Source organism: Streptomyces pinistramenti, from assembly GCF_020564935.1.
In the GTDB taxonomy this organism is placed as follows: domain Bacteria; phylum Actinomycetota; class Actinomycetes; order Streptomycetales; family Streptomycetaceae; genus Streptomyces; species Streptomyces pinistramenti.
The window spans coordinates 1-24,102 of the sequence record NZ_JAJCXB010000061.1; the positions used below are offsets into that span (position 1 = coordinate 1).

The window sequence follows — 24,102 nt, forward strand, 5'->3', positions numbered from 1 at the left end:
GACCGCCTACCATCAACTACAGGCCGACGCGCCTTCCCAGGCGGATTCTGTGGCCATGATCGAACAGGTACGAAAGGGCACTCCGTGACGACCGAAACCCCCCGTTGGTTCAAGTCCTCCTACAGCAACAACGGTGGCGCCTGCATCGAGGTCGCTGCCAACCTCGTCGCCTCGCGCGGTGTGGTTCCCGTCCGTGACTCCAAGGACCCGAGTGGCCCGGAACTGGCCTTTCCTGCTGGTTCGTTCTCGTCCTTCGTGGCGGGTGTCAAGGACGGACAGCTCGGCACCGTCTGACCCGGGCCTCACTTCCGTTGCCGTGATCGAGCAGGTACGAAAGGGCACTCCGTGACGACCGAATCCCCCCGTTGGTTCAAGTCCTCCTACAGCAGCAACGGCGGCTCCTGCATCGAGGTCGCTGCCAACCTCGTCGCCTCGCGCGGTGTGGTTCCCGTCCGGGACTCCAAGGACCCGCACGGGCCGGAACTGGCCTTCCCCGCCGGCTCGTTCTCGTCCTTCGTGGCGGGTGTCAAGGACGGGCAGTTCGGCACCGTCTGACCCGTCGGTTCGGCGTCGCCCCATCGTGCTCGCACGGTGGGGCTTCGTGCTGTGTGCTGCCGCCGTCGCGTACGGGTGTTGACTTCGAGTGTGCTCGAACTCCTAACGTCGCAGGAGCGGTTCCGGGACGAGGCCGGACACCGCGGCACCACATCGCACCAGGAGGTAGCAGGATGACGGGGATGCCTACGCGTCGGCTCGGTGAGCTGGAGGTCTCGGCCCAGGGGCTGGGATGCATGGGAATGAGCCACGGCTACGGCGCGGCGGACGACACACAGTCGATCGCGACGATCCACCGGGCGCTCGACCTCGGCGTGAGCCTGCTGGACACCTCCGACTTCTACGGGGCGGGCCACAACGAGGAGTTGATCGGCCGGGCCGTCGCGGGGCGGCGCGACGAGGTGGTGCTGGCGACCAAGTTCGGCTTCGTCAACCGGCTCGGCGAACCGGCCGCCGTCCGCGGCGACGCGGCGTACGTACGGCAGGCGTGCGAGGCGTCGCTGCGGCGGCTCGGGGTCGACCACATCGACCTGTACTACCAGCACCGCGTCGACCCGGAGGTGCCGATCGAGGAGACGGTCGGCGCGATGGCCGAGCTGGTCGCGGCGGGCAAGGTGCGCCATCTCGGACTGTCCGAAGCGGGCGCCGAGACCGTGCGGCGGGCGCACGCGGTGCATCCGATCGCGGCACTCCAGAGCGAGTGGTCGCTGTGGACCCGGGACCTGGAGGAGCGCATCGCGCCGGTCTGCCGGGAACTGGGCATCGGCCTGGTGCCGTTCTCGCCGCTCGGCCGGGGCTTCCTGACCGGGCGCTACACCTCGGTCGACGGGCTCCCGGAGTCCGATCTGCGGCGCACCCAGCCGCGGTTCGCCGACGGGAACCTCGAACAGAACCTGGCGATCGTGCGGAAGCTGACGGAGCTGGCCGCAGGCAAGGGCGTGTCGGCCGGGCAGCTCGCGCTGGCCTGGGTCCAGTACCGCGGCGATGACGTGGTGCCGATCCCCGGTACCCGCCGCCAGACGTACCTGGAGGAGAACCTCGGCGCGCTGCGCGTGGAGCTGTCGGACGGCGAACTGGCCGCGATCGACGCGGCGGCCCCGGCGGGCCAGGTCGCGGGCACCCGGTACGACGCGGGCAGCATGACGCTCGTGGAGGGGTGAGCCCCGGCGCCCGCCGGGCCAGGCACGACTTCGGACTCACCCGTCTACGCTCGGGGGGTGACGACGGCTCCGGAAGACTTCCTGCGGACGTTCCACGCCGCGCATCCGGCGGTGACCGCACGGTCGATGGCCCGCGGCCGGTCCGCCGACGGCCGCTCCAGCTACGAGATCCTGCGGGACGCCGTGACCGGGTGCCGCCGGGTGCTCGACCTCGGCTGCGGCGACGGCCTGCTCCTGGAACTGCTGGCCGCGGATCCGGGCCGGGAACTGGCCGGACTCGATCTGTCCGCCGAGGAGTTGGCCCTGGCCCGGCGCCGGCCCGGTGTGGCGGCGGCGGAGCTGCGGACCGGCCGGGCGCAGCAACTTCCCTTCGCCGACGGCCGGTTCGACGGCTGCGTCGCGCACATGGCGCTGATGCTGATGGACGAGGCCGAGCGGGTCGCCGCCGAGCTGGCGCGGGTGCTGGAGCCCGGCGGCACGCTGGCCGCGGTGATCGGGGGCGGGGCCGCGGGCGGCGAGGCGTACGAACTGTTCCTGCGGCTGGCCCGGCCGCTGTTCGACGCGGCACCGGACGCCCGCCGGATCCCCCCGCTGGGCGACCGGCGGCTGCGCACCCGGCAGGGCTTCGACGAGGTCTTCGGCCCGGCCGGGTTCGGGCCGGTGCGCTGGGAGAGCGTGCGGATCGATCTGGCCGGGCCGCCGGAGCGGGTGTGGCGGACGGTCGGCGGGATCTACGACCTCGGGCCGCTGGACGCCGCGGTCATCGCCGGGCTGCGGGCCCGCTTCGAGGCGGAGTCGGCGGCATCGGCGCTGCCGGACGGGCGGATTCCGTGCGCGATGACGGTGCGGGTGGCCACGGCGCGGCGGCTCGGCTGAGGGCACCGACCCGGGGCCTGGCGGGGTCAGAGTCCCTGTGCCGCCAGCCATTCCGGGTCCGGGTCGATGGTCTGGAGCACCTCGATGAGGATGCCTTCCGGGCTCCAGACGTTGAACCGGCGCTGGCCCCAGGGCTCGTCCCGCAGCGGCTCGGCGATCTCCACACCGGCGGCCCGCAGCGCGGCCTCCTCCGCCGCCGCGTCCGCGACCAGGAAGCCGAGGCAGAGACCGGCGGTGTCCTGGGTGCGGAAACCCTCCGGCATCGCGTCGTGGCCGCGCTGGACGAGGTCGATGACGTACGACGGGTGCGCGTCGTGGTGCAGGCTCACGTACCAGTCGAGTGCGGCGACGGGGGTGAAGCCGAAGTGCTCGGTGTAGAAGCGGCCGCTCGCCGCGACGTCGTCGCTGAGTACGGCCACGCCGAGTTTCTGGAATTGCATGGGGAATCCTCTCTGTTCGCGCGGCAATTGACATTCCGAACGTCAACCACTCCAGGCATAGTGCTACGGGTGGAGTGGTTACGGTGTCAAGAGTTGAGGAATGAAGCCGAGGTTCTCGGGAGGAGATCCGGATGGTGCGTAACCCTGAGCGGCGTACGGCACTGATCGACGCCGCCATCGACGTCCTGGCGCGCGAGGGCGCGCGCGGGCTGACGTTCCGGGCGGTCGACACCGCGGCGGGTGTGCCCCACGGCACGGCGTCCAACTACTTCGCCGGCCGCGACGCGTTGCTGGCCCAGGTGACCGGGCGGATCCACCAGAGCATCGCGCCCGACCCGGCGGAGGTCGCCGAGGTGATGAAGGCGCCGCCGAGCCGGGAGCTGGTGGCCGAGCTGATGCGGTGGATCAACCGGCGGGTCACCGAACACCGCACCGGCTACCTCGCGATGCTGGAGCTGCGCCTGGAGGCGACCCGGCGGCCCGAGCTGCGCGCGGAGCTGACCCGGGCCGTCCGCGAGACGCTCGACGACGACATCCGCTTCCACCTGGAGGGCGGGCTGCCGGGCGACCGCACCGCCGTGACGCTCATCTACCTCGCGATGACCGGGCTGATGCTGGAGCAGCTGACGCTGCCTGGTGTGGTGCCCGAGGAGGAGACGGAAGGGCTGGTCACCGCGCTCGTGGACCGGGCGATCGGACCGGACGCGCCCTAGCCGTACGGCCCGGTAAGCCCTGTCACGCTCCGGCGTCGCCATGCCGCACGGCGGCCGTGCGACGCTGGGCAGGTGACGCTACCGGATCTGGTTCGGCTCCGCCGGGCCCGCGACCTGATGGACCGCGACTACGCGGAGCCGCTCGATGTTCCTGCGCTGGCACGGGCGGCCCACATGTCGCCAGGACACTTCTCCCGCAGCTTCCGCGCCGCGTTCGGGGAGACGCCGTACAGCTACCTGATGACGCGCAGGATCGAGCGGGCCAAGGCCCTGCTGCGGCGCGGCGACCTGTCGGTGACGGACGTCTGCTTCGCGGTCGGGTGCACGTCGCTCGGGTCGTTCAGCTCGCGGTTCACCGAGTTGGTGGGCGAGAGCCCGAGCGCGTACCGGGCACGCCGGCACGAGCCGGGCGCCGCCATCCCGGCCTGCGTCGCCAAGATCTTCACGCGACCGGTCAGGAACGGAGAAGCGCAGCACGCGGCGCGCTCGTAGCGTGGGCCGCATGGACATCAGACTTTCGCAGTGCTTCATCGCCGTCGACGACCACGACGAGGCGCTCGCCTTCTACCGGGACGCTCTCGGGCTGGAGGTGCGCAACGACGTCGCGTTCGAGGGGATGCGCTGGGTGACCGTCGGCGCGCCGTCGCAGCCCGATGTGAACCTCGTCCTCGAACCGCCCCTCGCGAACCCGAACGCCTCGCCCGCCGACAAGCAGGCCATGGCGGAACTGCTGGCCAAGGGCATGCTGCGCGGTGTCATCTTCGCCTCGGACGATGTCGATGCCGCCTTCGAGCGGATTCGCGCCGCGGGCGGAGAGGTGCTGCAGGAGCCCATGGACCAGGCGTACGGGGTCCGCGACTGCGCCTTCCGCGATCCGGCGGGCAACATGCTGCGCTTCACCCAGCCGCGCGGCAAGTGAGACCGGCGCCGGCCGACGCGGGCCCGTACGACAGGACCTAGGCGCCGTACGGGCGCAGGGCGCGGGCCTCGCGCAGGGCCAGGGCCCACCAGGTCAGCTCCCCGATCAGGGCGTCGGCGGCCTGGGCGGCGGGCTCCGGCTCGTGCAGCCGCCCCTCCTCGTCGAAGAGGTTCCAGGCGAGCGGGAAGCTGACCGTCTCGCGGACCGTGGTGGCGTGCAACTCCGCGAAGACCAGCCGCAGTTGCTCGATGGCCCGCAGGCCGCCCGAGACGCCGCCGTACGAGATGAAGCCGACCGGCTTGGCGTGCCACTGGGGGTTGAGCAGGTCGATGGCGTGCTTGAGCGGGGCCGGGAAGGAGTGGTTGTACTCCGGGGTGACCACCACGAAGGCGTCCGCCGCCCCGATGCGTTCGGAGAACGCCGTGAACTCCTGGCTGCCGTGCCGGAGTTCGTAGGGGCGGACGGTGTCGAGGTCGATGACGTCGAGGTCGATGTGCGCGTGGGTGGCGACGTGCCGGGCGAACCAGTTCGCGATGACCGGGGCGAAGCGGCCCTCCCGGGTGCTGCCGATGATCACGGCGAGGGTGTAGCGGTGCGCGGGGGTGTGCTCGGGCGTGGGTGCGGGTGTGTGCGCGGACATGCGGGGGCCCCTCGGAACGGTACGGCGGTGTTGCCGTCGGAACCAGACGCTAGGACCTCGATCAAGGTTGAGGTCAACTGTGGCTGGTGGGTTCCTGTCCCGTTCCGGGGGGCCGGTGGCCGTGGCCGTGGGCGGCTTGGCTACTCGGCGCCGAAGAGCCCGAGCAGTTCGGTCTTCTGGAACATCCGCGCCGTGTCGACCGCCGACGGCGTGCCCGCGGCGGGGTCGGCGCCGTGTGCCAGCAGGACCCTGATGACTTCGTCCTCGCCCTTGAAGACCGCGCCGGCGAGCGGGGTCTGGCCGCGGTCGTTGGGACGGTCGGCGTCGCCGCCGCGGCGCAGGAGGGCCTCCACGGTCGAGGCGTGGCCGTGGTACGCGGCCAGCATCACCAGCGAATCGCCCTTGTCGTTCGTCAGGTTCGCCGGTACGCCGGCGTCGACGTAGGCGGCGACGGTGTCGGTGTCGCCGTGGCGTGCCAGGTCGAACACCTTGGCCGCCAGTTGCAGCACCTCGGGGTCGTGCGCGTGCTCGGTCGCCTCGGGCCCCTGCGGCTCGGTATTCGCGTCGCTCATGATCGCCGGCCTCCTGCTGTGGTGGTGATGTCCTCGCCACTGTCGGGGGGCGGGGGGCCCTTTGTGCAGGCCAACGGGCTGGGGGCGGTGGGTGATGGGGACTGTCCCCGTGCCCCGGCCTTCGGCCGGTGGCTCGTGTGGGCGGACCGGTCTCAGAAGGCCGCGCGGATGGCTCCTACGCGGGTGCCGCCGCCCAGGAGGGGGGCGTCTTCTATGCGGTGGAGTATGTCGGCTTCCACGTTCATCAGGCGCAGGGTGCGGGCCAGGATCGGGCCGAGGGTGCGGGTGGCGCCGTCGTCGACCTTGAAGGCGAGGGCGCGGCCGTCGGGCAGGGCCAGGGCCTGTACGGCTTCGGCGCCCATCTTCGACAGGACGCCGGGGAGCGCCCGCATCAGCCAGGTGTCGGGGCGGCGGGTGCCGGCGACGTACTCGGGGTGGGCGCGCATGGCGTCGGCGACGCGGCGTTCGGGGGTGCCGGGGTCGGCGGTGACGAAGTGGCGGAAGGCGCGGGCGAGGCCGGTGAGGGAGAGGGACATGAGCGGGGCGCCGCAGCCGTCCGTGCCGATGTGGGCGACGTCCTCGCCGCCGGCGGTGCGGACGCCTTCGAGTATCAGCTGCTGGAGCGGGTGGTCCTGGTCGAGGTACGAGTCGAGGGGCCAGCCGTTGCGGGCGCAGGCGGCCAGCATGGCGGTGTGCTTGCCGGAGCAGTTCATGGTGATCCGGTCGCGGACCTGGCCCGCCGCCAGGTAGTGCTCGGCCTCCTCCGGGTCGAGGGGGAGGTCGGGCGGCGTGCCGAGCTGGTCGGCGTGCAGGCCGAACTCGTCGAGCATGGTGCGGACGAGGTCGAGGTGGAAGGGTTCGCCGGAGTGGCTGGCGGCGGCCAGGGCCAGCCGCTCGTCGGCCAGGTCGAGGCCCGCGCGCAGGACGGCGGCGGCCTGCATCGGCTTGTTCGTGGAGCGGGGGAAGACCGGGGCGGTGACGTCACCGAGTGCCGTCTCCACACTGCCGTCGGCGGCCAGCACCACCAGCGAGCCGCGGTGCCGTCCCTCGACGAAGCCGGAGCGTACGACCTCGGCGAGCACCGGGGGCAGAGACACATCTGCCGGGGTCGGCTCGGATATCGGGCGGGGCGGGGTCATCGGTGGCCTTCCGGGACGTGACCTGCGGCCCCGGAGGCCGGTGGCCCGGGTCAGGACAGCAGATCGTCTACTTGCGCTTCGCCTTCACGGTACCTGCGGGTGATTTCGGTACTGCAATCGTCCGCCATGCGCTGGAGGGACTGGCGGCGGTGCGAGACCTGCTGTTCGTAGCGGACCAGCCGGGACATGCCCTCCTGGAGCTCCGGGTCCGTGCGGGCGGTGAGGTCGGACAGCTCGACCTCGCCCAGCATCTCGTCGGCGAGCCTGCGGTACTCCTCGCTGTGCGGCGGGCCGAGCGTGACGTGCCGGGCCGACGAGCGGTGGCTGGACGGTACGTCCGTGAGGATCTCCGGCAGGCGGTCCAGCAGCGGCGACAGGGGTGCCGCGCGGCGGGCGGTCTCGGCGCGCAGGATGTCGATCCGGCCCTGGAGCAGCCGCCGCAGATAGCTGAGGTCGGCCTCCTCCTGCTGGGCGTCGCGGCGCAGCACCCGCAGATCCGGCAGGGTCTGGGCGGTCAGATCGGGCTGGACGACCGGCTGGAAGCGGTCGCGTTGCTTCGGTGGGCGGTGCGGTGCCCGGCCTGCCTGGAGCATGGGGCCCTCCTTGCTGCGGCCGGGCTCCGCGGGAGCCGTTGCCGTGGTCGTCGTACGGACGGTCGGCGCCAGGCCGGCCGGTGTCGTACGGGCGGGTGGTACGGGACCGGGAATCCGCCCGGCGCCGGCAGTGCTCATGAATCGTTCCGTCCCCTCGTCCGGTGCGGCATCCAGGGCATGTTGTCCATGAAACGCACCACGTGCACGCATCGTGCCACTCTGGGCGGTCCGTGTGCAGGGCCATGACACCCGAACGGCCCTCGGATGGGTACGGCTGTCCGAACGCGTATCGGCGCGGTGCATGATGGCGCTTATGCGAGCTGTGGTGCAGAGGGTGGACGGCGCGGCCGTCGTCGTGGACGGGGAAACGGTCGGCGAGATCGTCGGCGAGGGGCTGTGCGTGCTGGTCGGCGTCACGCACGAGGACACCCGGGAGAAAGCGGCGCAGCTGGCCAGGAAACTCTGGTCGGTGCGCATTCTGCAGGGCGAGAAGTCCTGCTCGGACACGGCGGCGCCGCTGTTGGTGATCAGCCAGTTCACTCTCTACGGTGACGCGCGCAAGGGCCGCAGGCCCACCTGGAACGCGGCGGCACCCGGGCCGGTCGCCGAGCCGCTGGTCGACGAGGTCGTCGCGCAGCTGCGGGCGCTGGGCGCCCGGGTGGAGACCGGCAGGTTCGGTGCCGACATGAAGGTGTCGCTGACGAACGACGGGCCGTTCACGGTGCTGCTGGAGGTCTGAGCCGCCGGTCTCCGGTGCGCTACGGCTCTACGACGACCTCCTGGGCGGCCGCGGTGCCGCCGGCGCTGAGCTGGGCATCGAGCGGGACGTTGCGCTTGACCAGGGCCAGGGCGATCGGGCCCAGCTCGTGGTGGCGGGCCGATGTGGTGATGAAGCCGAGCTGGCGGCCTTCCTCGCCGTCCGACGCGAGCCGTACGGGGGTGCCGTGGGGCGGCAGGTGGACCTCGCTGCCGTCCAGGTGCAGGAAGACCAGGCGGCGCGGCGGCTTTCCGAGGTTGTGGACCCGGGCGACGGTCTCCTGGCCGCGGTAGCAGCCCTTCTGGAGGTGCACGGCGGTGCCGATCCAGCCCAGCTCGTGCGGGATGGTGCGGTGGTCGGTCTCCAGACCGGCCCGCGGGCGGTGCGCCTCGACGCGCAGCGCCTCCAGGGCGAGGATGCCGATGGCCGGGCCGTGCGCGGCGGCGAAGGACTCCAGGTCGGCGCGGGGCAGGAAGAGGTCGCGGCCGTGCGGGGTCTCGCGGACGACGGCGTTCTGCGGCGCCTCGGTGATCGAGCCGGCCGGGAGGTGCACCACGGCGGTCTCGGCGGTGCGGTCGGCGACCTCGACGCGGTAGAAGAACTTCATGCTCTCCAGGTAGGCGGTCAGCGCCTCCTGGGTGCCCGGCTCGGTGTGCATCCAGGTCGTCACGCCGTCGTCGACGAGGTAGAGCGCGTACTCGATGTGGCCGTGCGCGGAGAGGATCAGGGCTTCGGTGGCCTGGCCGGGGGCGAGGTCGCTGACGTGCTGGGTGAGGAGCAGGTGCAGCCAGCTCAGCCGCTCGGCGCCGGTGACCGCGACGACGCCGCGGTGCGAGAGGTCCACGAAGCCGGCGCCGTCCGCCAGCGCGCGTTGCTCCCGGAACAGATCGCCGTAGTGCGCGGCGACGCCTTCGTCGGGGGCCTCGGCGGGGACGGCGCCGGGCAGCGACAGCAGGGAACTCTTCATGCTGTCAGCGTACGGCCCGGCTGTGACAACTCAGGAGTCGGTGGGGGCGGCCTTGGCGGTGCAGGTGCGGCAGCGGCCGAAGATGGCGAAGTGCTTCATGTCCGTCTCGAAGCCGAACTGTTCGCGCAGCAGGGACCGGAACGGCTCGGCCACCGACAGGTCCGCCTCGATGACGTCCGTGCAGTCCCGGCACACCAGGTGCATGTGATGGTGCCGGTCGGCGAGGTGGTACGTCGGGGAGCCGTGCCCGAGGTGGGCGTGGCTGACCAGGCCGAGTTCTTCGAGCAGCTCCAGGGTGCGGTAGACCGTGGAGATGTTGACGCTGCCCGCGGTCTTGCGGACTTCGGTGAGGATGTCGTCGGGGGTGGCGTGCTCCAGTCTGTCCACAGCCTCCAGGACGAGCTGGCGCTGGGGGGTCAGGCGGTAGCCGCGCCTGCGGAGGTCGCTCTGCCAGTCGGTGGTCACCACGCCCCCAGTGTAGGAGGGCGTGGCGCCGGTGGGTGGCGTCAGTCGGCGTGGACTGTCCGCAGGTAGCGGGCGAGTGCGGTGACGGCGGCGGGGTTGCGGGGGCTTTCGACCAGGTCGGCGTAGTCGAGGACGAAGATCCGGTCGTGTTTGACGGCCGAGACGTTCGCGAGCGGCGGGTAGCTCTTGAGGAACTTCTTCTTCTGCGGGGCGGTCGGGGTGCCGTAGTCGTTGATCACGATGACGTCGGGGTCGCGCTCGACGACGGTTTCCCAGCCGACGGTGGTCCAGGAGTCCTTGACGTCCTTGGTGAGGTTGTCACCGCCGGCCTTGGTGATGATGTCGTCCGGTGCCGCGAAGGCGCCGGAGGTCATCGGCTTGTCCTGGCCGCTGTCGTAGAGGAAGACGGAGGGCCGGTGGCCGTCCTCGGGGAGCTTGGCGCGGACGTCGGCGATCTGCTTGCGGTAGTTCTTGATCAGCTTCGTGGCGCGGTCCTCGACGTGGAAGATCTTTCCGAGGTTCGCCAGGTCGGTGTAGAGCGCTTCCAGGGGCGGCATCACGCCGCGGGAGCTGCCGGAGCCGCCGTTGCGGCAGGACTCGGTCAGGACGTACGCGCCGATGCCGAGCTTCTTGAGGGAGGCGGGGGTGAGGTCGTTGCCCTCGCCGAAGCCGTAGCTCCAGCCGGCGAAGACGAGGTCGGCCTTGGCGTCCAGCGCGATCTCCTTGGTGATCGCCTTCTTGGACAGCCACGGGACCTTGTCGTACGCGTCCCGCCAGGCGACCTTGCCGAGGTCGCCCTTGTAGGTGGGCATGACGTAGCCGGCCATGTGGTCCTCCAGGCCGAGCGCGAACATCAGGTCGGCGATGTTCACGTCGTTGGTGACGACACGGGAGGGGGCCTTGTCGAAGGTGAGCGGCTTTCCGCAGTTCTTGACGGTGACCGGGTAGCCGGCCGCCTTCGCGGGAGTGTCGTCGTGGGCGACCTGTGCGCCGCAGCCCGTGAGGGCCAGCGCGAGGACGGGGAGCAGGGCGGCGGTGCGGCGGGGCATGGCGTTCCTCAGAAGGCGGGCGCGGCGGAAGTGACGGGGGGTGCGGGCGACGGCAGCCGGTCGAACAGCAGCTGTACGGCGCCCGATTCGGGGTGCCGTACGCGGTGGGCGCGCACCGCGAAGACCTCGGCGAGCAGGTCGGGGGTCAGCACGTCGTGCGGCGGTCCCGAGGCGACGATCCGGCCGCCGTCGATGACGTACAGCTCGTCGCAGTGCACGGCGGCGAGGTTGAGGTCGTGCAGCGCGGTGAGCACCGTCAGGCGGCTGTCACGGACCAGTGCGAGCACCTCCAACTGCTGGGCGATGTCCAGGTGGTTGGTGGGCTCGTCGAGCACCAGGACCTGCGGTTCCTGGGCCAGCGCGCGGGCGATCAGCACCCGCTGCTTCTCGCCGCCCGACAGGCTGAGGAAGCCGCGGCCCGCCAGGTGTGCGGCGCCGACCCGGTCCAGGGCCCGCGCGCAGATCCCGTTGTCGGTGGCGCCGGGCCGTCCGGAGCCGTGCTGGTGGGGCAGCCGGCCCATCGCGACGACCTCGGCGACCGTGAAGTCGAAGGTGCCCGCGGCCTCTTGGGGCAGCGCGGCCAGCAGCCGGGCGCCTTCCTTGGCGGTCATGGCGTGCAGGTCGTCGCCGTCCAGACGGACGGTGCCCGCCGCCGGGCGCAGCGCGCGGTAGACGCAGCGCAGCAGGGTGGACTTGCCGCTGCCGTTCGGGCCGACCAGGCCGATCAGCCGGCCGCTGCCGGCCGTCAGCGCGATGTCGTGGACGAGCCGGTGCCCGGCGACCTCGACCGCCAGGTCCTCGATGTCGATCCGCATCAGGCGCCGCCTCCGAAGCTGTAGCCGCGCCGCCGCATCAGCAGCACGAAGCAGGGCACGCCGATCACCGCGGTGAGCACCCCGACGGGCAGTTCGACGGGGGCCAGCAGCACCCGCGAGAGGATGTCCACCCACACCAGCAGGACGGCGCCCAGCAGCGGGGCGACGGCCAGGACCTTGCGGTGGTCGGAGCCGACCAGCATGCGGGTGATGTGCGGCACCATCAGTCCGACGAAGCCGATCGCGCCGCTGACCGCGACCACCGCGCCGGTCACCGCCGCCGCGACGACGAACAGTTCGCGGCGCAGCCGGGCGGCGTCGACCCCGAGGGCGGCGGCGGTCTCGTCGCCCATGGCCAGCGCGTTCAGCCGGCCGGCCGAGAGCAGCAGATAGGCCAGCGCGGCGGCCACCGCGAACGCGGCGATCGGGAGGGACGCCCAGCCGGCCCCGCTCAGGCTGCCGAGCAGCCACATCATCGCCGAGCGTGCCGCTTCGCCGTGGTCGGCGGAGAACACCATCAGGGTGGTGACGGCGGAGAAGCCGTAGTACATCGCGGTGCCGGTGAGGACCAGCCGGAGCGGGGTGAGGCCGTGCGCGGTGCGGGCGGCCGCGTACACCAGGACCATGGCGAGCAGCGCGCAGACGAAGGCGGAGGCGGACAGCGCCCAGACGCCGAGTGCGCCGGCCGCGCCGAAGAGCAGGACGGCGTTGGCGCCGACGGCGGCGCCGGACGAGATGCCGAGGACGAACGGGTCGGCGAGCGCGTTGCGGACCAGCGCCTGGACGGCGACGCCGATGGCGGACAGGCCCGCGCCGACGACGGCGGCCAGCAGGGCGCGGGGGAAGCGCAGCTCCCACACGATGGTGTAGCCGGAGACCTCGCCGGGGGTGAGGGAGCCGCCGGTCAGCCCGGCGCCGAGGTAGTGCAGCACCTCACCCCAGCCGAGCCCGGAGGCGCCGAGGCCGACGCCGCACAGCACGGAGCCGGCCAGCAGCACGGCGGCCACGGCGATCAGGGGCGGTACGGGTATCCGGCGCGGGCGCGCCCCAGGCCCGTCGTGCGGGCTCGGGGCGCGGGGCGCGGCCTGGGTGGTCGGGGCCACGGGCGGTCCGCCTTCGGCTCGGGCCGTCCTAGGGATGGAGGCACGGCCCGGTGCGGGCGGCACCGGTGGCGTCCTCTCGCAGTCCACGGCGAGTTGTCAGGATCGGGCGCCGCCGCGGGTGATCGGGCTTGCGGAAGGGTGGTTCCGCTTACCGTTGCGGGTCAGCGCCGGACTCTCACCGGACTTCCCCCGCGGGGCGCGTTGTGCTGGGTGGTGCTGGTGGTGCGGTCAGCCTTCGTACGGCGTGCCGTCGGCGTTGAAGAACGACACTCCGTCCGGGGTGTCGGCCGGCAGGCTCTCCGCCCATTCCTGGAGGCCGGCGACCTTCTTCAGGTGCGCGGACATGTAGGGGCGCAGCGGCACGTCGGGGGTGGCCTTCTCGCCGACCCACATCAGGTCGCTGTTGACGTAGCCGTAGAGCCGCTTGCCGCCGCTGTACGGTCCGGCCGCCGCGGTGCGGGCCACGGCGTCGGTGGCCAGGTCGATCTGCGGCTTCTGGTCGGCGAGTTCGCCGTACCAGACCTCGACGATGCCCTGGTCGCGGATCATCACGACCTCGACCTTGCGGTCCTTGTCGATGCGCCAGTAGCCGCTCTCGGTCTCCAGCGGGCGGACCTTCTTGCCCTCGCCGTCGAGCACCCAGCTGTGCGAGGTGTACTCGATGAAGTCGCGGCCGTCGTGGGTGAAGGTGGCTTCCTGGCCGAAGTTGCACTTCTCGGTGCCGGGGCCACCGTCTGCGTCGAACAGCTCCGCGACACCCGCACCCTCCCAGTTGCCCAGGAGGAAGGCCAGGGGGACGAGGGCCGGATTCAGGTCGGACGGGATCTCGATCATGAGCTCAGGCGATCTGTAGAGGATTCAGGAGACGGTCAGGAGCGGTTCAGCGCTGGCCCTGGTACAGCTTCTTCCAGGTCAGACCGGCGAAGGCGAGCACGCCGACGCCGACGAGGACGAGCAGGGTGGTGAAGACTGCCTCAAGCACGAGCGCGCTCCTTGGACGGAGTGAGGTGATACGGACCGGATCCGAGTCTAGTCGTCGCCGATCGCGGCGGCGCTGTGAGGTTCCCCGCCCGCCGTCGGGGCCCCGGGCGGGCCGCCGTTCCGCGTCAGTTCACGTCGACGTCGTCGAAGAGGTCGAGCATCCGGGCGAGGACGCGGAGGCAGGCGGTGACGTCGGCGCCGGTGAGGTCGCCGCCGACCTGACGCAGCAGGGCGCGTTCGCGGGTGGTGACGGCGGTGATGGCCGCGCGTCCCTCGTCGGTCAGGCGGATCAGCGGGGAGCGCTGGTGGGCGGGGTTCGGACGGGTCTCGACGAGGTGTCGGGCCGCGGCGTCGTTGACCATGCGCTGGACGAACTGGCGGCTGAGGGCCTGGGCGCGGCCCATCTGCGGGACGGTGAGGGGGCCGTGTTCGCGGAGCAGGTCGAGGACGGCGCGGATGCCGACGGAGAGTCCCTGGCCCGGTGCGTCCGTTTCGACCTTGCGCTGCACGCGCCGGTAGAGCGGTCCGACCAGGGCGAACACTTCGGTGAGCCGGTCGGCGAGGTCGTCCGGCGGCAGGGGCGTGGTGTCGTGGTCGGTCACCCGGCCATGGTGACACCGTGGTTGCCGTCCCGGCGATAGTGACAACTTGGTTGTCAAAATCCCTGCGGCATGGCACCTTGGTTGTCATGACTGACGCCTCCGACCTCTTCACGTTCGAGACCGACGACGGCCACCTCGCCTACCGCGACACCGGCAGCGGCCCGCCCGTGGTGCTGCTGCACAGCGGCTTCGCCGACCACACCGTGTGGGACGACCAGGTGCCCCTCCTCGCGCGGCGCCACCGGGTGATCGCGCCGGACGCCCGCGGGCACGGCCGATCCGCCAACGCGAGCCGCCCGTTCCGCCCCGCCGACGACCTCGCCGCGCTGCTGCGCCACCTCGGCACCGGCCCCGTGGTCCTCGTCGGCCTGTCGATGGGCGCGATCACCGCCGTCGACACCGCGCTGGAACACCCCGGTCTGGTACGGGCGTTGGTGATCAGCGGCGGCGGCGTACTCGACGGCCCTGTCAACGATCCGCGGTCCGACGACGCCCTGGCCGCAGGCGACATCGAGCGCTGGCTCGGCAACGTCGCGGACTGGGTGACGGGACCGCACCGCACGCGCGAGGAGGTCGATCCCGGCCTCGTGCGACGGCTCCAGGAAGCGAGCCGCAGGACCGTCGCCAAGCACACCGTCGACGAACCGGACCACTACGTACCGGTACGGGACGCGGCGGCCCGCGCGGCCGGCATCACGGTGCCGCTCCTCGCCGTCAGCGGCGCCCTCGACGCACCCGGCCTCATCGCCATGACCGAAAAGCTCGCCCACACCGTCGCCGACGGCCGCACCCTGACCATCGAGGGCGTGGGCCACTACCCCAACATGGAGCGCCCTGACGTCTTCAATCGCGCGGTCGAGGACTTCCTGGAGACCGTGTACGCCGACGAGCGGTGATCCGCCGGGCCGCGGCCTAGGGTGGCCCCATGGCGAAGAAGCTCGTGATCAAGGTGACGGCGGGTGCCGATGCGCCCGAGCGGTGCTCGCAGGGGTTCACGGTGGCGGCGGTGGCGGTGGCCAGCGGCGTCGAGGTGTCCCTGTGGCTGACGGGGGAGTCGGCGTGGTTCGCGCTGCCCGGCCGGGCGGCGGAGTTCGAACTGCCGCACGCGGCACCGCTGCCGGAGCTGATCGACGGCATCATCGCGGGCGGCGGCGCGATCACCGTCTGCACGCAGTGCGCGGCGCGCCGCGGCATCGAGCAGAAGGACCTCATCGAGGGCGCCGGGATCGCCGGCTCGCAGCTGTTCGTCAGCGAGATCATGCCGGACGGCGTGCAGGCGCTGGTCTACTGAGCCGCCCGCCCGCCGCTACTTCGAGTGCCGGTCGTCCCGGTCGTCCAGCTCGCGCCACCAGCGGTCGGACTCCGGGTCGCCGGACTCGTCCCACCAGCGCTCCTGCGGGCCCCGCCGGTTGGCGACGATCGCCGCGACCGGCGGGATCACCATCGCCACCAGGCACATCACCACCGCCGCTGTCACCGACCACAGCCGCACCACGCTCCAGGCCAGGATGAAGAGCGTGAGGCAGACGCCCATCATCGTGAAGTACCAGCGATGACGGCGTTGTGGGGGCAGCCAACGAGGCGCGTGCATAAGTCCACGGTAAGTCCGCGCGCCGCCGGAAAGAAGTCCGGACGGCGGTCCCCCCGGGGGCAGCGCGGAGGGCCGCACCCCGCGCAAGGCGTCCAAACCCTGGGGTGCGGCCCTCCGGCCGTACGGTCCGCGGCGGCAGGGCAGGCGCGGACCGTTCCATGATGCCGTCAGACGGCGATGGCGACCTCCGCCAGGCCGCCCTGCTGGGCGACGACGGTGCGGTCGGCGGTGCCGCCGGGGACGAGGGCGCGCAGCGTCCAGGTGCCCTCGGCCGCGTAGAAGCGGAACTGCCCGGTCGCGGAGGTCGGGACCTCGGCGGTGAACTCGCCGGTGCTGTCCAGGAGACGGACGTAGCCGGTGACGGGCTCGCCGTCGCGGGTCACGCTGCCCTGGATCGTGGTCTCACCGGGCTTGATGGTCGAGGCGTCGGGGCCGCCGGCCTGTGCTCCACACATAAGACGTACTTCCTTGAGGGGTTTTGAGGGAGGGTGCTGGCGCGTGGGGTTACTTGGCGGGGCCCAGCTCGATCGGGACGCCGACGAGCGAGCCGTACTCGGTCCAGGAGCCGTCGTAGTTCTTGACGTTGGCCTGGCCCAGCAGCTCGTGCAGCACGAACCAGGTCAGCGCGGAGCGCTCACCGATGCGGCAGTAGGCGATGGTGTCCTTGGCGAGATCGATGCCCTCGTCCTCGTACAGGGCCTTCAGCTCGTCGTCGGACTTGAAGGTGCCGTCGTCGTTGGCGTTCTTCGACCACGGGATGTTGCGGGCGCCGGTGATGTGGCCGGGGCGCTGCGACTGCTCCTGCGGGAGGTGCGCCGGCGCGAGCAGCTTGCCGCTGAACTCGTCGGGGGAGCGCACGTCGACGAGGTTCTTGTTGCCGATGGCGGCGACGGCGTCGTCACGGAAGGCGCGGATGGAGGTGTCCTGGGCCTGCGCACGGTACTGGGTCGCGGCGCGCTCGGGGACCTCGGCGACCAGGTCGCGGGAGTCCAGCTCCCACTTCTTGCGGCCGCCGTCGAGCAGCTTCACGCTGTCGTGGCCGTAGAGCTTGAAGTACCAGTAGGCGTAGGACGCGAACCAGTTGTTGTTGCCGCCGTAGAGGATGACGGTGTCGTCGTTGGCGATGCCCTTCTCGGACAGCAGCTTCTCGAAGCCGGCCTGGTCGACGAAGTCGCGGCGGACCGGGTCCTGAAGGTCCTTCTGCCAGTCGATCCGGATGGCGTTCGTGAGGTGGTTCTTCTCGTAGGCGGAGGTGTCCTCGTCGACCTCGACGATGACCACCTTCGGGTCATTGAGGTGGGCCTCGACCCAGTCGGCGTCCACCAGAACGTCACTACGGCTCATGTTCTTCCTCCGGGGCAGTTACGGGGGGTGATTGCGGTCGGGCACGCGGTTACGCCGGGTGTGCGCGGCGGCTCGCTGCGCGCGGCGCTGCGCGGGGAGGTGCGGAAGGCGCGGCCCGGCAGGCCGGGCGGAGAGACGGGTGCGAGGCCCCGTCAGACAGGGCGACAGAGCATGGCGGCGACGCGGCACAGGTCAACTGCCCGCCGCTTCGTGAGGTTCGCCTGTCCCCGGATTCGGAGACCGCTCAATGCGCTCTGCATGCTGCCGATCGTAGGGACGCACACCAGGGCCTGTCACCGGCATGTCGGATGCTGAGACGTGATTGTCCGCGATGCGGGACGACAGGCGCCGCCCGGCCGTGTGTGACGGGTGCCGGGCGGCGCTGTGCGGGTGGGGGGTCGACTTACGGAACGCGGTGTCTCAGCGATTGGACGGAGTGGGGGCGGCCAACCGGAACGGGGTCAGCCGGGGAGCTTGACGTCCTTGCCGGACGCGGAGATCGAGATGCCGCCGGACTGCGCGGTGACCTTGTCCAGCTTGAGGTTGCCCGGCAGCTGGGTCAGCTTCCACTCGTGGTCGGTCTGGCCGCGGACCTTGTCCGTGCAGCCGGGGATCGCCCCGCACACCGCCGGAATCCGGTCGGCGCGCAGCCGCAGCGTGTCGCCGCCGGAGACCGAGATCGTGCCGGTCACCTCCAGCGAGCTGAGCAGCGGGATGCTCGGCGAGATCTTGACCTGGCTCTGGCCGTTCTTCTCGCCGCCGTAGCTCACCTTGACGTTCGCGCCGGACGCCTTGGTCAGGTCCGCATACGAGATCTTGGCGGTGCCGGTGGCGCTCGCGGCGTTCTCGATCGAGGAGAAGTCGCTCGACAGGGCCACGTCGTGGAACGTCGCGCTGAGCTTGTCGATACGCAGCGTGTGCCCCTCGGCGTTGGCCTCCATGCCGCCCAGCTCGGCGTCGACCTCGTCCAGGCTGCGGCCCGCGACCTGGGTCAGGAAGGGAAAGCCCTTGATGGAGACGGTCGGGGCGGCCGCGAGCCCCTGACTGCTGCGGATCTTGTCCGCGGCCTTGTCCTCGGCGATGTTCACCGCGACCCGGTCGGCGGCCACGAAAAGACCGCCTATGACGATGACGATGACCAGCAGCACCTTGAGTGCACGCATCGAACCACTACCCCCACACCTGGCCGGAACCCCGGCCGCTTCGCTTCTGTCCGTACGGCCCAGGCCCCCTGCCCACGCCCTACCGCGAGCCTAAACGAGAGTGTCCCCTCGGATGCCGGAACGGCCGCCGGGGGCGCAGGTACGCGCTCCGGCGGCCGTTCGTGCGGCGCCCGTTCCGGCTAGCTCAGGGCGTCGCCCAGGAAGTGGACGGCAGGGGCGGCGAGTGCCAGCGGCAGGGCGACACCCGCCGTCATGTGGACGAAGCGGGACGGGTAGTCGTAGCTGGCCACCCGCAGGCCGATCAGGGCGCAGGCGCCGGTCACCACGCCCAGCAGGGCGCCGGCCGCGCCGAGACCGCCCAGCTGTCCCACGCCGTAGCCCGCGCCCGCGGCCGCGAGCAGTGCCAGGACCAGGGTCGCGGCGGACGGCAGCGGCAGCGCGCGGACGACGGCGGCCACCGCGACCGCGGCCGCGCCGACCGCCACCGCGTCCGCCCCGGCCGCGAGCTGGCCCGACGCGAGCACCGCGAGGGCGGTCGAGGTCAGCCCGGCGGTCAGCGCGTACATCCGCTCGTCGGCGCTGCTGCGGTTGCGCAGCTGGAGGACGAGGACGAACAGGCACCACACGCCGAGCGTGCCGATGGCGACGAGCGGAGCGCTGCCGTGGTCGGTGACCAGCAGCGCGACGTCGGTCGTGACCCCCGCGAGGAAGGCCAGCGCAATGCCCTGGCGGGCGGGCCACATGCCGTTCAGCCGGAACCAGCCCGCGGCCGTGACCGCCTGGAGCAGCACCACGGGCACGCACAGCACCGGCTGCCCCAGCGGCGCGGCGAGCGCGAGCAGCAGGGCGAGCACGGCGGTCAGCGCGGCCGGCTGGATACCGGGCGGAATGATCGGCGACCGGCCCTCGGCGCGGGCCCGCTGGTTCGGCGCCGGCTGCGCGGTCCCGGCCGGGACGGCGGTGCCGGGCGCGGGAGCGGGAGCAGTGGACGGCTGCGGGGCCGCGGCGGCGGGAGCGGTGGCCGGGACATGCGCCGCCTGCGGGTCGTATGCCTGCGGGTCGTACGCCTGGGTGCCGTACGCCTGCGGGTCGTAGCCCTGCGTGCCGTACGCCTGGTCGTGCGTCTGCTGCTCGTACTGCTGTTGCTGCTGCCCGTACTGCTGCTGCCCGTACTGCTGTGGTGCGTACGGCTGTTGCTGGGGCGGCTGTTGTTCGTAGGAGGGGTGGCCGTAGGGGTCCTGCCCGTATGGGGGCTGGGCGTACGGGTCCTGGGTGCCGTACTGCTGTGGGGGGTACGGCTGCTGTCCGTACGGCTGCTGGTCGCTCATGATCGTGTACTCACCCTCCCGCGAACGGCGGCAGGACCTCGACCGTGCCGCCCTGGGCCAGCGGCACGTCCGCGTGAGCGCGGGTGCCGACCGGATCGCCGTCCACCAGGAACGAGCAGCGCAGCAGGACGCGCGCGAACTCCGGCTGTGCGGCGTGCGCGGCGCGTGCCGCGTCCAGCGCATCGGCGAGCGTCGCCGCCGCGTAGGGCTCCTCGGCCGTGCCCGCGGCGGCCTTGGCGGCTGCCCAGTAGCGCACGGTGCCAGTTGTTGTCACGGCGGCCTCTTCGTTGTGTGCGTCGTGTGCGTCGTGTGCGTCGTGATGTGTGGTGATGCGTCGTCCATGATGGCGCACGCGGCGGCCGATCCGGCTCCGGGCAAGTTCTGGCAAAGGCTCCGGGGCCGTCCTGCACGTCTTCGAATATTCGATTGCCGCGGGCAATCGTTCGCATAGGGTCGAAAGGTGTTGGTCCGACTCGCGTGGGCGCATTTGCGGCCCCACAGGCGCGCTATATCCCTGATCGTGTTCCTCCAGCTCATCCAGACGCTGGCCACCCTCTACCTGCCCACTCTGAACGCCGACATCATCGACAACGGCGTCATCAAGGGTGACACCGGCTACATCTTCGGCACCGGCGGCCTCATGGTCGCCGTGACCCTGCTGCAGATCCTGTGCGCCATCGGCGCCGTCTACTTCGGCGCGCGGACGGCCATGGCGCTGGGGCGCGACATCCGGGCCGCCGTGTTCGACCGGGTGCAGTCCTTCTCGGCCAGGGAAGTGGGCACGTTCGGTGCCCCCTCGCTGATCACCCGCACCACCAATGACGTCCAGCAGGTCCAGATGCTGGTCCTGATGACGTTCACGATGATGGTCTCGGCGCCGATCATGTGCATCGGCGGCGTCGTGATGGCGCTCAATCAGGACGTGCCGCTCTCCGGCCTCCTCCTGATCATCGTCCCGGTACTCGGGATCCTGGTCTCGCTGATCGTGCGCCGGATGCGTCCGCTGTTCCGCGGAGTCCAGGAGCGGATCGACACCGTCAACCGCGTGCTGCGCGAGCAGATCACCGGCATCCGCGTGATCCGTGCCTTCGTACGCGACCGGCACGAGCAGGAGCGGTTCGCCGGGGCCAACACCGATCTGTACGACGTGTCGGTGCGGGCCGGGCGGCTGATGTCGACGATGTTCCCGCTCGTCATGCTGATCGTGAACCTCTCCAGCGTGGCCGTGGTGTGGTTCGGCGGGCAGCGGATCGACAGCGGTGACATGCAGATCGGCGCGCTGACCGCGTTCCTCAGCTACCTGATGTACATCCTCATGTCGATCATGATGGCGACGTTCATGGTGATGATGCTGCCGCGCGCCGAGGTCTGCGCCGAGCGCATCCAGGAGGTGCTGTCGACGGACAGCAGCGTCACCCCGCCGCAGAACCCGGTCACCACCCTGCGCACCCGCGGTGAACTGGAGCTGCGCAACGTCGAGTTCCGCTTCCCCGGCGCCGAGCAGCCGGTGCTCAGGGACATCTCGCTCGTCGCACGCCCCGGCGAGACCACCGCCGTCATCGGCTCCACCGGCAGCGGCAAGTCCACCCTGATCGGGCTCGTCCCGCGGCTCTTCGACGCGACCGGCGGCGAGGTCCTGGTCGACGGCGAGGACGTCCGCACCCTCGACGAGGAGACGCTGGCCGGCGCCATCGGCCTGGTCCCGCAGAAGCCGTACCTCTTCTCCGGGACCGTCGCGAGCAACCTGCGCTACGGCAATCCGGACGCCACCGACGAGGAGCTGTGGCACGCGCTGGAGACCGCGCAGGCCCGCGACTTCGTCGAGCGGATGGAGGGCCGTCTGGAGGCGCCCATCGCCCAGGGCGGCGGCAACGTCTCCGGCGGCCAGCGGCAGCGGCTCGCCATCGCCCGCGCGCTGGTGCGCAAGCCGGAGATCTACCTCTTCGACGACTCCTTCTCGGCGCTGGACTACGCGACGGACGCCGCGCTGCGGGCCGCGCTGTCCCGGGAGACCGACCGGGCGACCGTCGTCATCGTCGCGCAGCGGGTCGCCACGATCCGCGGCGCCGACCGGATCGTCGTCCTGGACGAGGGCCGGGTCGTCGGCACCGGCACCCACACCGAGCTGATGGCGGAGAACGAAACCTATCGGGAGATCGTGCTCTCCCAGCTCACCGAGCAGGAGGCGGCGTGACCACCCCGGACAAGGGAGCGGCCTCCCGTACCGAGACTTCCGCAGCGCCGCCCGCCGCGGCGCCGGCCCGCCGCGGCCCGGCGCCGGGGCCCGGCCGGATGATGTCCGGCCCGGCCGAGAAGTCGATGAACTTCAAGGGCTCGGGCCTGCGGCTGCTGTCGCAGATGCGGCCCGAGCGCGGCATCATGTCCGTCGCGGTGGTGCTGGGTGTGGCGAGCGTGGCGCTGAACGTCCTGGGGCCCAAGGTCCTCGGGCACGCCACGGACCTGATCATCTCCGGTCTCATCGGCCGGAAGCTGCCGGCCGGCCTCACCAAGGCCCAGGCCGCCGAGCAGCTGCGGGCGCACGGCCAGGGCGGTCTCGCTGACATGGTCGGCGCGATGCCCGTGATCCCCGGCCGTGGCATCGACTTCGGCGCCATCGGCACGGTCCTGCTCGGCGTCACGCTGATCTACGTGTGCGCCGCGCTCTTCGGCTTCCTCCAGGCCCGGATCGCCACCCGCGTCGTGCAGCGCGCCGTGTTCCGGATGCGCGAGCAGGTCGAGGAGAAGCTGTCCCGGCTGCCGCTGAGCTACTTCGACACGCAGCAGCGCGGCGAGGTGCTCTCCCGGGCGACCAACGACATCGACAACATCCAGCAGACGCTCCAGCAGACCCTGAGCCAGATCCTGGCCTCGCTGCTGACCATCGTCGGCGTGCTCGCCATGATGTTCTGGATCACGCCGCTGCTGGCGGTGGTCGCGCTGCTGACGGTGCCGGTGTCGGTGTTCGTCGCGGCCAAGGTCGGCAAGCGGGCGCAGCCGCAGTTCGTCCAGCAGTGGAAGACGACGGGCAAGCTCAACGCGCACATCGAGGAGATGTACACCGGCCACGCGCTGGTGAAGGTCTTCGGCCGGCAGCGGGAGGCCGCGGCCCTCTTCCGTGAGCAGAACGACGCGCTGCACGCCGCCGGCTTCAAGGCGCAGTTCATCTCCGGCATCATCCAGCCCGCCATGATGTTCATCGGCAACATCAACTACGTGCTGGTCGCGGTCGTCGGTGGGCTGCGGGTGGCCTCGGGCGCCCTGTCGATCGGTGACGTGCAGGCGTTCATCCAGTACTCGCGGCAGTTCAGCCAGCCGCTCACCCAGGTCGCCTCGATGGCCAACCTCGTGCAGTCCGGCGTCGCCTCGGCCGAGCGGGTCTTCGAACTCCTCGACGCCGACGAGCAGCAGCCCGACACCCGGCCGCCCGGCGCCCGCGCGGACACGGTGCGCGCCGCAGGCCGGGTCGCCTTCGAGAAGGTGTCCTTCCGCTACGAGGCGGACAAGCCGCTCATCGACGGCCTGTCGCTGTCCGTCCAGCCCGGCCAGACCGTCGCCATCGTCGGCCCGACCGGCGCGGGCAAGACCACCCTCGTCAACCTCCTGATGCGCTTCTACGAGGTGAACGGCGGCCGGATCACTCTCGACGGCGCCGACATCGCCGAGCTGCCGCGGGAGGAACTGCGCGCCCAGATCGGCATGGTCCTCCAGGACACCTGGCTCTTCGGCGGCACCATCGCCGAGAACATCGCGTACGGCGCTCCCGAGGGCACCCCGTTCGAGAAGGTCGTCGAGGCGGCGAAGGCCACCCACGTCGACCGCTTCGTGCGGACCCTGCCGGACGGCTACGACAGCGTCATCGACGACGAGGGCGGCAATGTCTCGGTCGGCGAGAAGCAGCTGATCACCATCGCCCGCGCGTTCCTCGCCGAGCCCGCGATCCTCGTCCTCGACGAGGCCACCAGCTCGGTCGACACCCGCACCGAGGTGCTCATCCAGCACGCCATGGCCCAGCTCCGCACGGGACGCACCAGCTTCGTCATCGCGCACCGCCTGTCGACCATCCGCGACGCCGACCTGATCCTGGTGATGGAGTCCGGCGCCATCGTCGAACAGGGCAGCCACGACGCCCTGCTGGCGGCCGACGGCGCGTACGCCCGGCTGTACGCGGCGCAGTTCGCGGAGGCGGTGGCGGAAACGGAGTAGCGGCCGGCGGCTGTCCGGCTCAGTCCGTGGCCGTGCCGGGCAGCTGCTGCGTGAGCCGGTCCCCGATCCGGTCCAGCAGCCCGGCGCCGGCCGCGTTCTCCGCGTGGCCGAAGACGGGCGCGGTCCA

31 protein-coding genes, 1 pseudogene and 1 riboswitch are annotated in these 24,102 nt (G+C 71.5%); of the genes and pseudogenes, 13 read left to right on the forward strand and 19 right to left on the reverse strand.

What is annotated here, in order from left to right:
• From LIU39_RS29190 to LIU39_RS29210, 5 genes and pseudogenes are all read left to right on the forward strand, one after another.
• Nucleotides 1-88: pseudogene (locus LIU39_RS29190) on the forward strand (transcriptional regulator); the annotation flags it as partial.
• Nucleotides 85-294, forward strand: a complete 210-nt coding sequence (locus tag LIU39_RS29195; RefSeq protein WP_227049934.1) for a DUF397 domain-containing protein — start codon at nt 85-87, stop codon at nt 292-294. The pseudogene LIU39_RS29190 and the gene LIU39_RS29195, both read left to right, overlap by 4 nt.
• A gap of 51 nt (nt 295-345) precedes the next feature.
• Nucleotides 346-555: a DUF397 domain-containing protein gene (locus tag LIU39_RS29200; RefSeq protein ID WP_227049935.1), complete on the forward strand. Its 210-nt coding sequence runs from the start codon at nt 346-348 to the stop codon at nt 553-555.
• Nucleotides 556-728: 173 nt separating this feature from the next.
• Entirely contained in the window at nt 729-1,715 is a 987-nt protein-coding gene (locus tag LIU39_RS29205; RefSeq protein WP_227049936.1) for an aldo/keto reductase, read from the forward strand.
• A 57-nt stretch (nt 1,716-1,772) separates the two neighbouring features.
• The gene (locus LIU39_RS29210) at nt 1,773-2,591 is read left to right on the forward strand and encodes a class I SAM-dependent methyltransferase (protein ID WP_227049937.1); all 819 of its coding nucleotides are present in this window, start codon (nt 1,773-1,775) and stop codon (nt 2,589-2,591) included.
• 26 nt (nt 2,592-2,617) lie between these two features.
• On the opposite strand, the gene LIU39_RS29215 is transcribed toward LIU39_RS29210, so the two are convergent.
• On the reverse strand, nt 2,618-3,031 hold the full coding sequence (locus LIU39_RS29215) for a VOC family protein (RefSeq protein WP_227049938.1): 414 nt from the start codon (nt 3,029-3,031) through the stop codon (nt 2,618-2,620).
• A 131-nt stretch (nt 3,032-3,162) separates the two neighbouring features.
• On the opposite strand from LIU39_RS29215, the gene LIU39_RS29220 reads away from it, so the two are divergent.
• The 3 genes from LIU39_RS29220 (at nt 3,163) to LIU39_RS29230 (ending at nt 4,663) form a co-directional block, all read left to right on the forward strand.
• Entirely contained in the window at nt 3,163-3,744 is a 582-nt protein-coding gene (locus LIU39_RS29220) for a TetR/AcrR family transcriptional regulator (RefSeq protein ID WP_227049939.1), read from the forward strand.
• Nucleotides 3,745-3,816: 72 nt separating this feature from the next.
• On the forward strand, nt 3,817-4,236 hold the full coding sequence (locus LIU39_RS29225) for a helix-turn-helix domain-containing protein (protein WP_227049940.1): 420 nt from the start codon (nt 3,817-3,819) through the stop codon (nt 4,234-4,236).
• 10 nt (nt 4,237-4,246) lie between these two features.
• Nucleotides 4,247-4,663 (forward strand): VOC family protein, encoded by a 417-nt coding sequence (locus tag LIU39_RS29230; RefSeq protein WP_227049941.1) that lies wholly within the window; start codon nt 4,247-4,249, stop codon nt 4,661-4,663.
• Between the two features lie 37 nt (nt 4,664-4,700).
• Here LIU39_RS29230 and LIU39_RS29235 read toward each other — a convergent pair whose 3' ends face one another.
• From LIU39_RS29235 to LIU39_RS29250, 4 genes are all read right to left on the reverse strand, one after another.
• Nucleotides 4,701-5,303, reverse strand: a complete 603-nt coding sequence (locus LIU39_RS29235; RefSeq protein ID WP_227049942.1) for an NADPH-dependent FMN reductase — start codon at nt 5,301-5,303, stop codon at nt 4,701-4,703.
• A gap of 140 nt (nt 5,304-5,443) precedes the next feature.
• Entirely contained in the window at nt 5,444-5,875 is a 432-nt protein-coding gene (locus LIU39_RS29240) for an ankyrin repeat domain-containing protein (protein ID WP_227049943.1), read from the reverse strand.
• Between the two features lie 152 nt (nt 5,876-6,027).
• Entirely contained in the window at nt 6,028-7,014 is a 987-nt protein-coding gene (locus LIU39_RS29245; protein ID WP_227049944.1) for an asparaginase, read from the reverse strand.
• 50 nt (nt 7,015-7,064) lie between these two features.
• Entirely contained in the window at nt 7,065-7,745 is a 681-nt protein-coding gene (locus LIU39_RS29250) for an RsiG family protein (RefSeq protein WP_227049945.1), read from the reverse strand.
• Between the two features lie 175 nt (nt 7,746-7,920).
• Between LIU39_RS29250 and dtd the strand changes: the two genes are divergently transcribed.
• A complete protein-coding gene (dtd, locus tag LIU39_RS29255; RefSeq protein WP_227049946.1) occupies nt 7,921-8,346 on the forward strand; it encodes a D-aminoacyl-tRNA deacylase in 426 nt (141 codons plus the stop codon).
• 19 nt (nt 8,347-8,365) lie between these two features.
• Here dtd and ygfZ read toward each other — a convergent pair whose 3' ends face one another.
• The 7 genes from ygfZ to LIU39_RS29290 form a co-directional block, all read right to left on the reverse strand.
• Nucleotides 8,366-9,331 (reverse strand): CAF17-like 4Fe-4S cluster assembly/insertion protein YgfZ, encoded by a 966-nt coding sequence (ygfZ, locus tag LIU39_RS29260; RefSeq protein WP_227049947.1) that lies wholly within the window; start codon nt 9,329-9,331, stop codon nt 8,366-8,368.
• 30 nt (nt 9,332-9,361) lie between these two features.
• Nucleotides 9,362-9,799, reverse strand: a complete 438-nt coding sequence (locus LIU39_RS29265; protein WP_227049948.1) for a Fur family transcriptional regulator — start codon at nt 9,797-9,799, stop codon at nt 9,362-9,364.
• Between the two features lie 38 nt (nt 9,800-9,837).
• Nucleotides 9,838-10,845: an ABC transporter substrate-binding protein gene (locus tag LIU39_RS29270; RefSeq protein ID WP_227049949.1), complete on the reverse strand. Its 1,008-nt coding sequence runs from the start codon at nt 10,843-10,845 to the stop codon at nt 9,838-9,840.
• Nucleotides 10,846-10,853: 8 nt separating this feature from the next.
• Nucleotides 10,854-11,660, reverse strand: coding sequence for an ABC transporter ATP-binding protein (locus LIU39_RS29275; protein WP_227049950.1), 807 nt, complete (start codon nt 11,658-11,660; stop codon nt 10,854-10,856).
• Nucleotides 11,660-12,763, reverse strand: a complete 1,104-nt coding sequence (locus LIU39_RS29280; protein WP_372464090.1) for a FecCD family ABC transporter permease — start codon at nt 12,761-12,763, stop codon at nt 11,660-11,662. The genes LIU39_RS29275 and LIU39_RS29280 overlap by 1 nt, the downstream gene beginning before the upstream one ends.
• 116 nt (nt 12,764-12,879) lie before the next feature.
• Nucleotides 12,880-12,953, reverse strand: a riboswitch (cobalamin riboswitch).
• 38 nt (nt 12,954-12,991) lie between these two features.
• The gene (locus tag LIU39_RS29285; RefSeq protein WP_227049951.1) at nt 12,992-13,597 is read right to left on the reverse strand and encodes a heme-binding beta-barrel domain-containing protein; all 606 of its coding nucleotides are present in this window, start codon (nt 13,595-13,597) and stop codon (nt 12,992-12,994) included.
• A gap of 272 nt (nt 13,598-13,869) precedes the next feature.
• Nucleotides 13,870-14,346: a MarR family winged helix-turn-helix transcriptional regulator gene (locus tag LIU39_RS29290; RefSeq protein ID WP_227049952.1), complete on the reverse strand. Its 477-nt coding sequence runs from the start codon at nt 14,344-14,346 to the stop codon at nt 13,870-13,872.
• 86 nt (nt 14,347-14,432) lie between these two features.
• On the opposite strand from LIU39_RS29290, the gene LIU39_RS29295 reads away from it, so the two are divergent.
• Both LIU39_RS29295 and LIU39_RS29300 read left to right on the forward strand, forming a co-directional pair.
• Entirely contained in the window at nt 14,433-15,242 is an 810-nt protein-coding gene (locus LIU39_RS29295; RefSeq protein ID WP_227049953.1) for an alpha/beta fold hydrolase, read from the forward strand.
• Nucleotides 15,243-15,271: 29 nt separating this feature from the next.
• On the forward strand, nt 15,272-15,637 hold the full coding sequence (locus LIU39_RS29300) for a DsrE family protein (RefSeq protein ID WP_227049954.1): 366 nt from the start codon (nt 15,272-15,274) through the stop codon (nt 15,635-15,637).
• Between the two features lie 15 nt (nt 15,638-15,652).
• On the opposite strand, the gene LIU39_RS29305 is transcribed toward LIU39_RS29300, so the two are convergent.
• From LIU39_RS29305 to LIU39_RS29330, 7 genes are all read right to left on the reverse strand, one after another.
• Nucleotides 15,653-15,937: a DUF3099 domain-containing protein gene (locus LIU39_RS29305; RefSeq protein WP_227049955.1), complete on the reverse strand. Its 285-nt coding sequence runs from the start codon at nt 15,935-15,937 to the stop codon at nt 15,653-15,655.
• Between the two features lie 167 nt (nt 15,938-16,104).
• Nucleotides 16,105-16,392: a DUF1416 domain-containing protein gene (locus LIU39_RS29310; RefSeq protein ID WP_030085405.1), complete on the reverse strand. Its 288-nt coding sequence runs from the start codon at nt 16,390-16,392 to the stop codon at nt 16,105-16,107.
• Nucleotides 16,393-16,441: 49 nt separating this feature from the next.
• Entirely contained in the window at nt 16,442-17,281 is an 840-nt protein-coding gene (locus LIU39_RS29315) for a sulfurtransferase (protein WP_227049956.1), read from the reverse strand.
• Between the two features lie 152 nt (nt 17,282-17,433).
• Nucleotides 17,434-17,541: an Ms5788A family Cys-rich leader peptide gene (locus tag LIU39_RS35710; RefSeq protein WP_372464091.1), complete on the reverse strand. Its 108-nt coding sequence runs from the start codon at nt 17,539-17,541 to the stop codon at nt 17,434-17,436.
• A gap of 201 nt (nt 17,542-17,742) precedes the next feature.
• A complete protein-coding gene (locus tag LIU39_RS29320) occupies nt 17,743-18,444 on the reverse strand; it encodes an LmeA family phospholipid-binding protein (protein WP_227049957.1) in 702 nt (233 codons plus the stop codon).
• A 179-nt stretch (nt 18,445-18,623) separates the two neighbouring features.
• The gene (locus LIU39_RS29325) at nt 18,624-19,772 is read right to left on the reverse strand and encodes a hypothetical protein (RefSeq protein ID WP_227049958.1); all 1,149 of its coding nucleotides are present in this window, start codon (nt 19,770-19,772) and stop codon (nt 18,624-18,626) included.
• 10 nt (nt 19,773-19,782) lie between these two features.
• Nucleotides 19,783-20,028, reverse strand: a complete 246-nt coding sequence (locus LIU39_RS29330) for a MoaD/ThiS family protein (protein ID WP_227049971.1) — start codon at nt 20,026-20,028, stop codon at nt 19,783-19,785.
• Between the two features lie 204 nt (nt 20,029-20,232).
• Here LIU39_RS29330 and LIU39_RS29335 point away from each other — a divergent pair, with 204 nt between their 5' ends.
• Nucleotides 20,233-21,966, forward strand: a complete 1,734-nt coding sequence (locus LIU39_RS29335; protein ID WP_227049959.1) for an ABC transporter ATP-binding protein — start codon at nt 20,233-20,235, stop codon at nt 21,964-21,966.
• A 98-nt stretch (nt 21,967-22,064) separates the two neighbouring features.
• The gene (locus LIU39_RS29340) at nt 22,065-23,975 is read left to right on the forward strand and encodes an ABC transporter ATP-binding protein (RefSeq protein ID WP_227049972.1); all 1,911 of its coding nucleotides are present in this window, start codon (nt 22,065-22,067) and stop codon (nt 23,973-23,975) included.
• The last annotated feature ends 127 nt before the right edge of the window (nt 23,976-24,102 follow it).

Coding starts and splice junctions, on each gene's coding strand:
- LIU39_RS29205 (WP_227049936.1), top strand. CDS start 729: ATGACGGGGATGCCTACGCGTCGGCTCGGTGAGCTGGAGGTCTCGGCC.
- LIU39_RS29215 (WP_227049938.1), bottom strand. CDS start 3,031: ATGCAATTCCAGAAACTCGGCGTGGCCGTACTCAGCGACGACGTCGCG.
- LIU39_RS29220 (WP_227049939.1), top strand. CDS start 3,163: ATGGTGCGTAACCCTGAGCGGCGTACGGCACTGATCGACGCCGCCATC.
- LIU39_RS29230 (WP_227049941.1), top strand. CDS start 4,247: ATGGACATCAGACTTTCGCAGTGCTTCATCGCCGTCGACGACCACGAC.
- LIU39_RS29235 (WP_227049942.1), bottom strand. CDS start 5,303: ATGTCCGCGCACACACCCGCACCCACGCCCGAGCACACCCCCGCGCAC.
- LIU39_RS29240 (WP_227049943.1), bottom strand. CDS start 5,875: ATGAGCGACGCGAATACCGAGCCGCAGGGGCCCGAGGCGACCGAGCAC.
- LIU39_RS29245 (WP_227049944.1), bottom strand. CDS start 7,014: ATGACCCCGCCCCGCCCGATATCCGAGCCGACCCCGGCAGATGTGTCT.
- LIU39_RS29250 (WP_227049945.1), bottom strand. CDS start 7,745: ATGAGCACTGCCGGCGCCGGGCGGATTCCCGGTCCCGTACCACCCGCC.
- dtd (WP_227049946.1), top strand. CDS start 7,921: ATGCGAGCTGTGGTGCAGAGGGTGGACGGCGCGGCCGTCGTCGTGGAC.
- ygfZ (WP_227049947.1), bottom strand. CDS start 9,331: ATGAAGAGTTCCCTGCTGTCGCTGCCCGGCGCCGTCCCCGCCGAGGCC.
- LIU39_RS29270 (WP_227049949.1), bottom strand. CDS start 10,845: ATGCCCCGCCGCACCGCCGCCCTGCTCCCCGTCCTCGCGCTGGCCCTC.
- LIU39_RS29275 (WP_227049950.1), bottom strand. CDS start 11,660: ATGCGGATCGACATCGAGGACCTGGCGGTCGAGGTCGCCGGGCACCGG.
- LIU39_RS29285 (WP_227049951.1), bottom strand. CDS start 13,597: ATGATCGAGATCCCGTCCGACCTGAATCCGGCCCTCGTCCCCCTGGCC.
- LIU39_RS29295 (WP_227049953.1), top strand. CDS start 14,433: ATGACTGACGCCTCCGACCTCTTCACGTTCGAGACCGACGACGGCCAC.
- LIU39_RS29300 (WP_227049954.1), top strand. CDS start 15,272: ATGGCGAAGAAGCTCGTGATCAAGGTGACGGCGGGTGCCGATGCGCCC.
- LIU39_RS29305 (WP_227049955.1), bottom strand. CDS start 15,937: ATGCACGCGCCTCGTTGGCTGCCCCCACAACGCCGTCATCGCTGGTAC.
- LIU39_RS29310 (WP_030085405.1), bottom strand. CDS start 16,392: ATGTGTGGAGCACAGGCCGGCGGCCCCGACGCCTCGACCATCAAGCCC.
- LIU39_RS29315 (WP_227049956.1), bottom strand. CDS start 17,281: ATGAGCCGTAGTGACGTTCTGGTGGACGCCGACTGGGTCGAGGCCCAC.
- LIU39_RS35710 (WP_372464091.1), bottom strand. CDS start 17,541: ATGCAGAGCGCATTGAGCGGTCTCCGAATCCGGGGACAGGCGAACCTC.
- LIU39_RS29320 (WP_227049957.1), bottom strand. CDS start 18,444: ATGCGTGCACTCAAGGTGCTGCTGGTCATCGTCATCGTCATAGGCGGT.
- LIU39_RS29325 (WP_227049958.1), bottom strand. CDS start 19,772: ATGAGCGACCAGCAGCCGTACGGACAGCAGCCGTACCCCCCACAGCAG.
- LIU39_RS29340 (WP_227049972.1), top strand. CDS start 22,065: ATGATGTCCGGCCCGGCCGAGAAGTCGATGAACTTCAAGGGCTCGGGC.